We start from the raw sequence: 12,827 nt of genomic DNA on the forward strand, positions 1-12,827 counted from the left end.
ACAGGGACTCCTCTTCAGTCCTTGTAATTGGCGGCCCCGGAGCTCTCACCTTCCGGGGCCGCCGCCTATGGCTGGCCGGACGGCCAGCCACGGCCCGTCTCCCACCCCTTCATGCTCTGGTGGGATGGGAGGGGGACCGTGGCGGACCGTCAGGCCGCGGGGGCGTACGCGGTCCGGGCGGGACGGATCAGGTAATCCGACGTCGTCCACACCGACCCGACCGCGAACGGGATCCCGTCGGGGCGCAGCGTGTCGCGGACGATGACCGCCCAGCGAGCGCTGTCGCGGCGCAGCAGCTGCGCCGCCTCGGCCGGGTCGGTGACGAGCGCCAACACCTCGAAGCGGCCGTCCACGTCCTGATAGATCGCGCCGGGCTGGCGCGGGCCGATCTGCTCGGCGATGTCGGCGAGGTAGTGCGGGTGGGGCCGGCCGCTGGAGGGCGTGCCCTTGCGGCCGTCGTGCTCGTGAGACGTGGCGGTGTGCAGGGGTGCGATGCTGTGCATGTGGGTCGTCCTCTCCGAAAGGGTGACCTGCGACAAGACCCCCAGGGGCGCAATCCCTGGGGGTCGTCGCATGAGTGCGTCCTGCGCACTCCGCTGACCACCGGCCCCGTGGCGAAACGAGGCCGGTCGACGACGGGCAGCACAGGCTGCTGGTTCAGGCTGCTGTGGTGGCCGTCTTCCTCAGCGCGTACTGCTTGCCGAGTTCGGCCTGGCGCCGCTCGTGGGCCGTCACGTCGTTCGGAGTCAGCGGCACGCTGCGGGCTTCGGCCGGGGCCGCGCCGACGGGTGCCATCCCGCGCCGGGTGTCAGTGCGGCTCACGTCAGGGGCCACCCGGCGCCACTGCTGAGAGCGCGGGATGGACGGCGTGGCCGCGGCCCGCAGCGCGCTCTCGCGCTGTTCGTGTGCCAGTCGCACCGAGGCGTCGGTGTGGCCCATGCGGATCTCCAGCTCACGGCCGATGGGGCAGCGGGTCCGGCCGGTCTTGCACACCCCGCACACCTTGCGGTGCTCGTTGACCGCGTCCCGGGCCCGGGTCTGCGCGGCCAGCAACCGTGCGCTCGGGCCCGGTACCGAGGCCACGCGGTGCACCGGGGTGGGGACAACGGTCCGGGGCTTGCGGTTCACCCTCCCGCTGCGACGCCCCACCGCAGTCGCGTCAACCTCAGCGACCTTCTCGCCCCAAGCGGCGGCGTCCACGTCGATGACGACCTGGCGGTTACTGCCGGCCGTGCAGCGAAGCGGCGCACCGGTCTTGGCCCGCTCTCTGTGGTGGGGCACGAGCTTCGGCGTGCCCAGCATCCCGGTGATCGGGACCCAGGTTGAGCACTCGGGACAAACCAGATGCTCCTTCCCCGGAGTCAGGTCGAGCTCGGTGACCGCGAGGTCTGAAGCGATGATCGGTGGGCGGTGACTGACCGTCTTGGTGCGGGTCTTGCGGCGGCGCTTGCTGGCCTTCGGCATCACGGGCGTTGTGCTCATGTGGGGGCTCCTCGTGATCGGAGAGACGGGGCGCGTCGCGGTGCCCTCTCCGCCCGTCAGGCCGCACGGATCGATCCCGGCGTCCTGATGGACGGACAGCGCATCTGCGCTGCGACGTGCAGTGCAGGAGCACGCCAGTCGAAGGACTGACCCGGGGGATTTGGTGGAGCTATCAACCCCGGCCCTCCCCGTCAGGGGAAGGCGCTGCCTGTGTCTTGTGGCCGATGGATGGCTCCAAAAGCGCGCAAGCACGCCACCGGCTACGCCCTGCATCCGGTTACTCACCGCCTGCGGGGCATCTCGATTAGAACCTTGCTATCCCCCTTAGGTCAACCTGTCTAGCTAACTTCTTCTGAACGCCCCATCTGACCTGCATATTCTTGGTATTCATTAAGCGATAGCGAGTCCCGGCTTTCAGGAAACAACTAGACATGCCATGCTGTGCGCACCGGGTGAGTGAGATCCGCTAGCCCGCACGGTGCGTACGAGAGGAGGAGCGGTGGCCGCTACGGCTGGGAAGGTCGAACGGATCGCAGCAGAGATCCGAGACAAGATCGCGCGAGGCGTACTCGCACCTGGGTCACGCCTACCGGGCGTGCCTCAGCTCCAGCGGGAACATGGAATCGCCTACCAGACGGCCCGTGACATCTACGGCCTGCTGGAAAGCGAAGGGCTCCTGTTCTCGAAGCGAGGCAAGGGCACTTACGTTTCGCTGGTGCTCGGCAAGATCGTGAGTGAGCGCAACCGGCGCTACCTGCCATCACTGCGGGAGGCCGGCGGAGCCGTCGGCGCGTTTGAGGCCGAGATGCGCGCTATGGGGTTCGAGCCGCGACCGGTGGTCCTCACCATTGCAAGGGATGTGCCTCCCAAGAAGGTGGCCGAAGCCTTCGGGATGCACCACCGCGCCAAGACCCTCAAGCGCGAGCGGATCATGCCCGTTGGACTTCCCGGCAACAGCGAGGCCGAAGAGGTCATCCAGGTCGCCACTAGCTGGTTTCCCCAGGACGTGGCGGATGCCTGCCCGGTACTTGCAGAGAGCAATACGGGTACCGGAGGCAGCAAGTCCCGCATGGCTGAGGCCGGGTTTAAGCAGGTACGTCTGCGAGAGGAGATCGAAGTGCGGTCTCCGACTGCGGCAGAGGCTAAGGCCCTAGGCGTCCCGCCTGAACAGGCCGTCATGGAGATCACCCATAAGGGACTGACCGCAGCAGGCCGAGTGGTCGAGATCGGCCTGCACGTCCTGCCGCGGTCGAAGTGGAGATTGGCCTATGAGTGGGTGATCGACACGCCCGATGCGACCTGACAACTGCACGCGCACTTACTGATAAGCAATCCGAGAAGGAGCACGCACATGCCCAGCAACAGCATCGACAGCAGCGGCACGATCCTGCGCGACGCACGCACTCGCTACACCACGAGCCAGCGCGAGGAAGACGGCGCGCACGGCGCCTTTGACGCTGAACTGCGACGCGGGGGCCACACCCCGCGCACCGAGGTGTCCGTGAGCCGTGCCGCCGCGCCCTCCGATGTCGCCGAGCTTCTGGGCTCGACCGATGCGGTCGTGGTCCGCAGCCGGGAGATGTTCGACGGCGACCGCCTGGTCCAGCTGGCCAACACCTACATTCCAGTCGATGTGGCCGAGGCTGCGGGTGTCGAGCAGGTGGACACGGGCGTCGGCGGCATCATCAGCCGGATGAAGGAGGCCGGTTTCGACCAGGGCGACACGGCCGTGGAGGATGTCGAGCTTCGTCCCGCCACGCAGGAAGAGGCTTCCCGCCTCGGACTGAGCGAGGGCGAGCCGGTCATGACCATCACTCACATTGGCCGCACGTCTGAGGGCCGCGTAGTCGAGGTCACTCAGCATGTGCTGAGCAAGGGGTGGAAGCTGCGCTTCGCGGTTCCGCTGGCCTGACTTGCAAGCTCCCCGGCCGGAGAGGCCGGGGAGCCCGCTTCTATCCGCCTTCGAGCATCAGGAGTCGACACCCATGACCGCCGACAGGCGTATGACGAGCGAGGAGCTGCGCCAGGAGCTGCGTGCCGCGCTGGACGCACACACGGGGTGGCTTCCCGCCCTTTGTGCTCCCGACGGCCCGGCCGGCCTTCCTGCCGACGCAGGACTCAGTGCGGTTGTGGAGCGGCTTCTGGAGTTCGCCTCGGCCTCGGCTGTGCCTGCATCCCTGGCCTCGATGCTCCAGCACTCTGCAGAGGCCGCCGACATGGCTCTCATGACCGAGGGGGCCGTTCAGTACGGCCACCTGGGCACGGCGTACGCCTACCTGACGCAAGCACGCGGGCTCGCCGGTCGCGATGACCGCTAGAGACGGGCACAACGGCCAAGCGCTTCCCGTGGCACGCCGTCAAATCCCACTGGCTGAGTGCTGATTTATGTATAGTTTCGGATCATGTACGGGAGGGGAGCACCCAGTGTCTGACCTGACCGAAGCGGTAGACGCCCTGCTCACGCGGCCGGATCTCATGCCCCCGCCAGAGATTCGCGCGCGTCTCCGGAAAGCTGACGGCCTCACCCAGGCCGAGGTCGCCGAGGTTTTCGGCGTCACCCGCGCCGCGTTCAACCGGTGGGAAGTCGGCGCAGCACGGCCACGCCGACGCCATCTGGAGGCCTACGTTCGACTGCTCAAGGGGTGGGCCCAAAAGCACCCACAGGCCGCACAGGCGCCTGCTCCGTCCACACCGGTCGGAGGCTGAGGAGGCCGTGCGAATCCGCGCCCCGTAAAGCGAAGAGGCCCCGTCGCCACAACGGAGCCTCTTCCAAGTCCGACTCATCAGCCTGCAAGCACCTGAGTCGTGATCCGGTGAGGTGACCTCGCCGGGGTGATGCCCGTGGGCCCTTGAGCCCGCGCAGTCACCTATACCCAGAGTATGCGCATCAGATTGCGCAACGCCACTACTCCGGGTGTTCCGCTAGGTCACACCACTGTTCGCGGCTCCCCTAGCTGGGGAGATAACTCCTTGTACAGCCAGCAACACACGTCCAGCAGTAGCAGTCCCGTAGACGAGTCGGGGCGACTGACAGCAGCGCAAGCGCCCGTGAGCGGCGTTTCGGTCCCCCGACACATGGGTGTCGGCAGCGACCTGGTCCACTCCCTCGACTACGTCGTGCTGCTGCAGGTCATGTTCAACCTCGCCTCCCGTGTGGAGTCCACCCCGCTCAGCGTCTGGAAGCAGCTCCAGCAGCGCGGCATTCGGTCTGCCAAGAACGCGCGGGAGCTGGTCGGCAAGAACGCCGTGTACGAGTCGTTCGCGCGGCTCCTGGAGGCCGGCTATGTGCGTCGGACGCAGCTGCCGCACCCGACCAAGCCCGGCCGCAAGGGGCCGGTGGTGTACGAGGTCTACGACAACCCAGCCTGGAACCCGGACTGGACGCCGAAGCCTGTGGAGACGGCAGATCACGAGCAGGTAAAACCGCAGGTCGCAACGCTTCCCGGAACGCCGGATCCGTCATCCGGGGAAACTGGTAAAACCACAGGTCAGAACGCTTCCCGGAACGCCGGACGCGTCAACAACGGATCCGGCGTTCCGGGAAGCGTCAAACGCCGCGTTCCCGCAGGTCAGAACGCTTCCCGGGTTCCGGGAAGCGGAATCGCGTCCCCCCCACACCCCCCGGAGGAGGTAACTACCTCCTCCCCCTACCCCCTCACTGACTCTGCGGGGTCGCTTCCGTCACAACGGGAGGAGGCGGAGGGTGGCTTCGCCTCGAAGGACCTTCACGCGGCGGAGTCGTTCTTGCAGCAACTGCGCCCGCCGCATCACATGGGTGTGGCGTCGGCTCGCAAGTACGCGCCGCTGCTGTTGGGGGTGATGGCTGAGCAGGGCTGGCCGTCGATCTTCGAGGTCGACCACCTGCTGTTGGCGCGGGAGGTCACACGCGATCCGCAGGGCTTCAAGCGGCCGTCGTCGCTGGTTCCGACGCGGATCAGGGATCTTCCGCGCTACGCAATCGTCACCGGTGCCAGCCAGGGCCAGGGCGCCAACGCTGAGCGGTGCCCGGAGCACCCGGCGCGCTACCGCAAGGGCTGCGTGGACTGCGCGATGACCGTGCCTGTCTGACCAGACAGCAGTGCGGGCCGCTCCCATGCAGGGGAGCGGCCCGCGAAATCCCCTGCCCGCTTACACCGCCGACCAGGAGACCTCCAGTGTCTACCAGCACCCCCGCCCAGAGCCACGACGTCCCCGGTGACGACCTCGACGCACCCGAGGGCAGGCAGCCGGCCGCGTTCACCCGCGTGCCGCCGCAGGACCTCCAGGCCGAACAGTCGGTCCTTGGATCGCTGCTGTTGTCCGGCAGTCCGAAGAGCGCTTCCTACCGGTTCTTCGGCGAGATCCTGGACACCGGTCTCGTCGCCGAGGAGTACTACCGGCCCGCCCACCAGATGATTCACCGCGCGATCCTGGATGTGCACCAGGCGGGCGAGCCGGTGGACCCGGTCACCATCGGCAATGCGTTGACCGAGCGTGGGGAGCTGGCCCGTGTTGGCGGAGCCCCCTACCTGCACACCTGTGTCCAGACAGTGCCCACCCCTGCCACCGGCGCGCGCTACGCCGAGATCGTCCGTGCCAAGGCTTACCGGCGCGCGGTCATCGAGTCGGCCAACCGCATCCTCGAGTACGCCTTCAGCGAGGCTGGCGACGAGGACGAAGTGCGCGCCCTGGTCGAGCAGCAGCTCACCGACATCGTCGCCGGCACTCCGGGCCTGCGCGAAGCACCGCCCGTGGTCGGCGACCTCTACCTCGACTTCGTCGCGGAGACCGAAGACATCCAGAACGGACGGCGGGTCGGCCTGACCTACGGGTTCGCCGACCTCGACACCCTCACCTCCGGCATGCAGCCGGGCAACGTGACGGTGGTGGCCGCGCAGTCCGGCGTGGGCAAGTCCACGCTCGCGCTGAACATGGCCGTTGCCGCCGCCAAGACGGGCGCCCCGGTGATGTTCTCCTCGCTGGAGATGAGCAGCACCGAGCTGATGCAGAAGATCGCCGCCGCTGAGGGGAAGATCGCCCTGCACCACCTCACCCACCAAGGCGGCCTCACCCCGGAAGGGTGGGAAACCATCCACGCCCTGGGGCCGGACCTGTTCCAGAAGCTGCCGCTGCGGGTCTACCGGCCCGACGGCGCATCCCTGGGCGACATCGCTTCCGCCGCCCGGGCCAGCGCCCGCGCCGAAGGCCTCGGCCTCCTGGTCGTGGACTACGTGCAGTTGGTCGAGACCGAGCAGTTCCGCAACATCACCCGCGAGCAGGCCGTCGCCGCCGTCTCCCGCGGCCTGAAGAACCTGTCCGTCCAGCTCGGCTGCCACGTCATCGCCCTGTCCCAGCTCAACGACGACGGCCTCATGCGCGAGTCACGGGCCATCAAGAACGACGCATCGGTGGTGATCAAGGTCGAGCGGGCCGACGCGCAGGACAAGGAGTCCCCGCGCGCCGGTGAGGTCGACCTGGTCATCGAGAAGAACCGCTTCGGGCCCACCGCCTGCGTGACCGTCGCGGCACAACTCCACTACTCCCGCTTCGTGGACATGGCGCGGACCTGACGGGCAGCCCCACAGACGCCCTGAGCGCCCCTCTCGCAGCCGATCACCTGGCCCGGCGATAACTTCCCTGCCGGGCCAGGCGATCGACCGCCACAGCCTCATACAGCCGATCATGAACGGAGAGTCCCATGGGTCTCGTGGGAGACGGCCTCGAGCGAGCCGTGCAGCAGGCATTCACCCGGCCCATCCCCAAGTCGGCCGGCGCGCAGATGCGTTATCTGGTCAAGCAGCTCAAGGGCACCCGGGCGGTGGCCGACGCGCTCGGCGTTTCCCAGCGGACCGTCGAGCGGTACGTCAAAGACCAGATCCGCCGGCCTCGCGCCGACCTCGCCCAGCGCTTGGCCGACGCCGTGCGCGAGCGGTGGCAGCCCCGCATCCGCGCCCAAGCCCGTCGTCAAGCCGCCACCAGCACGGGCCTGGTCGTCGACACCCGCGCCCGGTTCGGTTTCACCGCGGCGCCCGGCACCACCGACGACGCCCGCATCCGCCACCTCACCATCGCCCTGGCCCCGCAGCACGCGGCCCGCCTCTTCGACGCCCACGACGCCGGCGCCAGCGAACAGCAGCTGCGCGACATCGCCGCCGAAGGCCTGGGCGAGATGTACTTCCGCGACGGGGGCCGTCGCGCCCACGGCCTGGAGATCCAGTTCACCGACGTCGAGCACCTGGAGTTCGACCTATAGGCGGCTGCTGCCTGCCTACCTGCCCGTGGCGGTAGTGAAATCGCTACCGTTTTCTCGACTTCCGGTGTTCGCCGGATTGGGAGGACCAAAGATGATCCGCGCCGGACGCCGGCACCTGGTGCGCACCCTCGCCGACATTGCTGCGCAGCAGGGCATTGCTGTGCCGACCCTGCTCAGTTCGGGCCGTCTGCAGGCCGGCTTTCCCGCGCCGCTGAGCGCGGGCCGTACCCGGCTCTACGACGGCGAGCAGGTCGACGCCTATCTCGCCGGCCGCCCCGTCCCGGTGCTGCCGACGGTGGACGATGACGATGACCTGCTGGATCGTCAGGAGGCTGCCGCGCTGAGCGGAATCCCCCTGCACGCATGGGACCGCCGCAAGAAGAGCCCGCCGGTGAGTGAGCATATGGTGCTCGTCGGCGGGGTCGAGCACTGGCCCCGCCACGTCGTGCGGGACTACACCCCTGCCCCCCGATCCCGTCCCGGCGGAGGCGGGGGCCGCCCTGCGGGCACCGGTGACCAGGTCCCGCGCGATCTGCTCCCGGCGCGCGTCGCGCAGCTCCTGGACGACGATCCCGCCCTCACCGCGGCCGGGGTCACCGAGCAGCTCGGCGTGCACCGCAACACCGCCCAGGCCGCACTGACGCAGTGCCGCGCGGAGCGGATGGCCGACGTGATGGAGCAGCGCGGGGTCACAGCCGCGCAGGCCGCCGCAGAGCTCGGCTACCCGGCCGGGCTGACCCGCCGCGCAGGCATCCGCGCTGAGGCCGTCCTGCGCGGCCGCCAGGCATGCCCCTACCTCGCCGACGTCGCCCGCACCCTGCACGCCCGCGGCTGGACCACCACCGACACCCCGCCGGCCGTCCAGCACCCCCAGGGTGACGACGTCTTCGCCGCGCTCGTCCTGGACAGCCCCGAAGCGCCGGCTGCGGCTCTGGTCTGGTCCGAGCGGCACGGCTGGCGCACCTCGCCCTCCCGCCGCCACCCCCTCGGCAGGGGCGCAGCCTGGCCCCCGCCCGGCCCGGATGTGCGCTACCTCGCCACCGGCATCACCCCTGACCCTGCCGACCTCGTGAAGGCCCTGGAAGCCACCGGCTGACCTCCCCGCTTGACTGGGGCCCCCAGGACGTCCCTGGGGGCCCGAGCCGTGCCCGGATGTATCAGCGTTTGACGCGATTGCGGACGGCGAGGACGGCCAAGCCCAGGAGGACAGGTTCGGTCAGGCGGGAGGTCATCTCGATGTAGGTGCCGGCGGTGGTCAGGTCCTGGCCGGAGGCGCGGAACACCACCGAGTTGAAGGTGACGTTCAGGGCTTTCTCAAAGCGCTTACCGGTGAACCGGTCGCCGGTGGGGTTCCGGGGATCGTCCTTGCCGATCTCGAAGGTGACCTTGCCCCCGCCGGCCGGGACGGTGCCGGTCGCGGTCTGCTTCGGGGTGTCCTGGGCGAGGCCGAAGGCCATCAGCAGGACGATGGTGACGAGTATGGCCGTCCCGAGCCAGGCCAGGGCCCGGGAGGCGCGCAGGCCGTAGCCGGACAGCGCCCAGTAGGCGGTCAGCAGCCTCCGTTCGCTGCGGGGGATGTCGTCGGCGTGGCGGCGCATCTCCATCTCCCCGTAGTAGAAGTCCGCCGCCCCGGGCTCGTGCTTGCCGTCCTCGAAGGCCTTGCGCAGCGCCCGGTACACCGGAGCCAGCTGCAGGGGCCCAGCCCACCCGGTGCCGGGCACCCAGCCCGGCACTGCCCCCGGCTGGCTTGCCCGCCAGTGGTGTTCCTCGGCCAGGACACGGCGCTCGGTGAACCGCACGGGCGGCCAGCGCCGCCAGTGCACAGAGCGCGGCGCGGCGTTGAAGGTGCAGGCTCCCTCCAGACGGAGTTGGTCCAGGTGAACCGTGCCCGTGAACAAACATTCCGACAGGTCCAGGTCGGCAAGAACCAGATGGGCCGCGTCCACCCCGCGCAGCGACGCCACCCGCACCCCAGGGCCGTACGCGCTCGCAAGAAGGTCTTCGGCGAGCCGCACGCCGTCGGTGAATACGAACGGATCAGGCTCGGCGGCGATCGTGAGGGGGTACTCGAACACGGCATGAGTGAAGTCCACCGTGGCGTAGCGCAGGCGGATCTCCGCCGTCGATGACCAGCGAGTGCGACGGCACTCCAGACGGCGCGCAGCGAACGAGAGGGTCACCGGGCCACCGAACGCCGTACCGGACAGCACAACCCGCCCAGCACACGCCAAAGGTCCCAACTGGTCAGCCTTCACGAAGGTCGCCGACGCGAACCAGGCGTCACCCTTGAAGGTGGCTGACCCGAACCAGGCGACGCCCTCGAATGTCGCCCACCTGAACCAGGCGTCGCTCTTGAAGGTCGCCGACTCGAACCCAGCGACGCTCTTGAAGGTCGCCGACGCGAACCAGGCGTCGCCCTTGAAGGTGGCTGACCCGAACCAGGCGACGTCCTTGAAGGTCGCCCCCTTGAACCAGGCGACGCCCTCGAAGGTCGCCCGCTCGAACCAAGAAACGCCCTCGAATGTCGCCGACCCGAACTGGGCGTCGCTCTTGAAGGTCGCCCACTCGAACCCGGCGTTGCCCTTGAAGGTTGCCGAATCGAACCGGGCGTTTCTCTGGAAGGTTGCCGAATCGAACCGGGCGACGCTCTTGAAGGTTGCCGAATCGAACCCGGCGTTGCCCTTGAAGGTGGCTGACCCGAACCGGGCGACGCCCTCAAAGGTCGCCGGATCGAACCCGGCGACGCCCTCAAAGGTCGCCCACTCAAACCGGGCGACACCTAAGCGGGGGTGACCGGTCGTGGGGTCTCGGAGGGCGTTGAGTAAGCCGTTGAGGAGGGATTCAGTGAAGCTGGTGCCCCGATGGTCGATGCCGGCGCCGGGAGTCAGGCTGGTCAGATAGGCGTCGCGGTCGGCGTCAGCCAGGTGGGCGAGGCACGCGGTGTGGCTGGGGACGTGGATGCCGCGGCAGCCGACGGGATCGGCAGCAGGGTCTGCACCATGTGCGCAGTGCGGCCAGTCTGGCGGTTCGGATGTGCTCATGTTGTGGCAGCTCCACGGTGTCCCGGTGTCACGGTGCCCGTAGGGACGCCCCGGGGGCCGGGAACGGTTCAGGCTCGGCGATGGTCAGCCACCCGAGATAACCGGTGCCCTCTCCTGGGCGTGGCGGGCAGGGGCCCGGCCCGCCACGCCGCCGGGGGCGTGTCCGGGGTGCTGCGCACCCCGGACCGCGCGCTGCGCGCGCTCACGCCCGGGTGGGCCAGGCCGCCGGGGCGCTGCGCGCCCGACCGCGTGCTCCGCACGCTCGCCCTGCCTTCCACCCTCGCCGGGCCCGCTGTGCGGCCTACCGGCGGCCCGCCCGGTACCGGGGCAGACGCTGCGCGCTGCCCCGCCGTCTGCGACGGCCGGACGGCAAATCCGAACCGCTGCGCGGTGCGGATAGGCGGCACGACGACCGGGCCCCGGCCCGCCACGCCAGTGCGTTGACCTGCGGAAACCCTTGGATCACAAGTTAAGTTGCGATACACTTTTCTTGTTGGTCGGAGGTAGTAGTCGACCAACGCCAAAGCCCCTCACGCCCTGAAAGGGGACACCCATGTCCGCAGCACTCGCGCTCGTTCTCCACCCCGACACCTCTTTCAACGTCATCGAATGGCGCAGCACCGGCGACACCTTAAGCACCCTTTACCGCGAAATCGACTGCACCAGCATCGCCGTTGTCGACCTTTCCCCCGAAGTATCCATGTGGCTGGACGACGAAGGAATGCTCAAGAACAGCCCCGTCAACATTCCAGCCCTCACGCTCTACGCCCTTTCCGCACCCGTTCACCAGCCCTACCACGGCACCGCCGTATTCACCGGCGGCCCCGACACCCGAGGTGACACCAAGGGCCTCACCCTCGACCACTGCCACGCCCTTTTGAAGCTGGCAGGAATCAACGTTCCCACCATGCCCGACCCGCGCACCAACTGACGCATTAAAGGCGGCGGGAGGCCCGCACAACCCTCCCGCCCCGTCCCCTTCCCAACCGCTTTCCGCGCGCCGCCGGCCTGAGTTGAGCGCCCATCGAGGCCGCTCCTCCGCCCCCCATCCCGCGCGCCCACCCCACCAGAGGACGAATGATCCCCGTCAAGTGCACCGAGCTCCAGCGCGCCGCCTACACCCGCGCCATCATCGACCAGTGGCACGCAGCCACAGCCGACCAGAGAACACGCGGCCTCCAGTGGTACGCCACAGCTCACAAATTCGCCGCAGAAATCGCAACAGGAGACACCACAAAAGGTGCGGGCGTCCTCGCTGCACTCTCCGCCAACAAATCATGGGCCGAAAATTGCAGGCTCGCCCGTAAGGCATTCGCCGAAGGAAGCGCAAGCGGACACGTCCGCGACGCAATCACCAAGGCAAACCGCATCATGGCAGGCGCCGACCCAAGCGAAGTCCTGCCCATGCACGTCAAAACCGGATTCTTCTACCTGTGCATCGCCGACCCAGAGAACCCGGACGCCGTTGTGATCGACCGCCACGCGCACGACATCGCCGTACGCGAAATCTACGGCCAGCGGGATCGAGGATTGGGAGCGGTCGGCCGCTACAACCTACTCGCCGACTGCTACCGCGCCGCAGCAAAGGAAATCGGAGAAATCCCCAGCAAAGTCCAGGCCGTCACCTGGGTAGCCCACATCGGACGCAACCGATGAGACCGGTGGCGTGTCCTGGTTCCATAACTCATCCGGGGTTACAGTTTGAAGCACGGGGGTGGGACGGATCCGCCAAAGCTACATGCTGCATCACCTGATGCAGGCTCACCGACCCGGGCCACCCTCTCCCCTTGCTGCCCGGGCCGCAGGCCCGTTGGCCGGTCTCGCGCAGCGGGGCCGACCGTTGGGGCGCGCAGCGCCCCGGGTGGCTGGAGCGCAGCGGAAGCCACCTCGCGGGGCTGCAGGCCCCGCAGCTCCGGGAGCGCAGCGGACGGAGCGTCACCGGCCCGGCTGCGCCGGGCCGGTGAGCTGCTCGCGGAGCGAGCAGCTCCGCTCCCGCGGAGCGGGAGCGCAACACCCGGGCGCAGAGATCGGAAGAGCGTCGGGGAGGGAAGAGTGGTTGAAGCGGGGTGTTG

At 68.7% G+C, this 12,827-nt stretch carries 13 protein-coding genes; 10 read left to right on the top strand and 3 right to left on the bottom strand.

The features are described 5' to 3' along the window. Positions 1–149: 149 nt before the first annotated feature. The gene (locus AB0N31_RS26385; RefSeq protein ID WP_366060911.1) at positions 150–503 is read right to left on the bottom strand and encodes a hypothetical protein; all 354 of its coding nucleotides are present in this window, start codon (positions 501–503) and stop codon (positions 150–152) included. Between the two features lie 154 nt (positions 504–657). Then, positions 658–1,482, bottom strand: coding sequence for a hypothetical protein (locus AB0N31_RS26390; RefSeq protein WP_366060912.1), 825 nt, complete (start codon positions 1,480–1,482; stop codon positions 658–660). A gap of 499 nt (positions 1,483–1,981) precedes the next feature. Between AB0N31_RS26390 and AB0N31_RS26395 the strand changes: the two genes are divergently transcribed. The 8 genes from AB0N31_RS26395 to AB0N31_RS26430 all read left to right on the top strand — a co-directional run bounded on the left by AB0N31_RS26395 (position 1,982) and on the right by AB0N31_RS26430 (position 8,810). Then, positions 1,982–2,785, top strand: a complete 804-nt coding sequence (locus AB0N31_RS26395; protein ID WP_366060913.1) for a GntR family transcriptional regulator — start codon at positions 1,982–1,984, stop codon at positions 2,783–2,785. 48 nt (positions 2,786–2,833) lie between these two features. Next, positions 2,834–3,394, top strand: a complete 561-nt coding sequence (locus tag AB0N31_RS26400) for a UTRA domain-containing protein (RefSeq protein WP_366060914.1) — start codon at positions 2,834–2,836, stop codon at positions 3,392–3,394. 73 nt (positions 3,395–3,467) lie between these two features. Then, entirely contained in the window at positions 3,468–3,800 is a 333-nt protein-coding gene (locus AB0N31_RS26405) for a hypothetical protein (protein ID WP_366060915.1), read from the top strand. A gap of 157 nt (positions 3,801–3,957) precedes the next feature. Continuing rightward, the gene (locus AB0N31_RS26410; protein WP_366060927.1) at positions 3,958–4,188 is read left to right on the top strand and encodes a helix-turn-helix domain-containing protein; all 231 of its coding nucleotides are present in this window, start codon (positions 3,958–3,960) and stop codon (positions 4,186–4,188) included. 369 nt (positions 4,189–4,557) lie between these two features. After that, entirely contained in the window at positions 4,558–5,550 is a 993-nt protein-coding gene (locus AB0N31_RS26415; RefSeq protein ID WP_366060916.1) for a hypothetical protein, read from the top strand. A gap of 86 nt (positions 5,551–5,636) precedes the next feature. Continuing rightward, positions 5,637–7,031: a DnaB-like helicase C-terminal domain-containing protein gene (locus AB0N31_RS26420; protein WP_366060917.1), complete on the top strand. Its 1,395-nt coding sequence runs from the start codon at positions 5,637–5,639 to the stop codon at positions 7,029–7,031. 128 nt (positions 7,032–7,159) lie between these two features. Beyond that, positions 7,160–7,714, top strand: coding sequence for a helix-turn-helix transcriptional regulator (locus AB0N31_RS26425; protein WP_366060918.1), 555 nt, complete (start codon positions 7,160–7,162; stop codon positions 7,712–7,714). 91 nt (positions 7,715–7,805) lie between these two features. Then, positions 7,806–8,810 (top strand): hypothetical protein, encoded by a 1,005-nt coding sequence (locus AB0N31_RS26430; protein ID WP_366060919.1) that lies wholly within the window; start codon positions 7,806–7,808, stop codon positions 8,808–8,810. A 61-nt stretch (positions 8,811–8,871) separates the two neighbouring features. Here the strand turns inward: AB0N31_RS26430 and AB0N31_RS26435 are convergent, their stop codons facing one another. Next, positions 8,872–10,755, bottom strand: a complete 1,884-nt coding sequence (locus AB0N31_RS26435; protein ID WP_366060920.1) for a pentapeptide repeat-containing protein — start codon at positions 10,753–10,755, stop codon at positions 8,872–8,874. A gap of 553 nt (positions 10,756–11,308) precedes the next feature. Here AB0N31_RS26435 and AB0N31_RS26440 point away from each other — a divergent pair. Further along, on the top strand, positions 11,309–11,686 hold the full coding sequence (locus AB0N31_RS26440) for a DUF3846 domain-containing protein (protein ID WP_366060921.1): 378 nt from the start codon (positions 11,309–11,311) through the stop codon (positions 11,684–11,686). A 146-nt stretch (positions 11,687–11,832) separates the two neighbouring features. Beyond that, positions 11,833–12,411, top strand: coding sequence for a hypothetical protein (locus AB0N31_RS26445; RefSeq protein WP_366060922.1), 579 nt, complete (start codon positions 11,833–11,835; stop codon positions 12,409–12,411). The last annotated feature ends 416 nt before the right edge of the window (positions 12,412–12,827 follow it).

It is taken from the genome of Streptomyces sp. NPDC051051, from assembly GCF_040682975.1.
Lineage (GTDB): Bacteria > Actinomycetota > Actinomycetes > Streptomycetales > Streptomycetaceae > Streptomyces.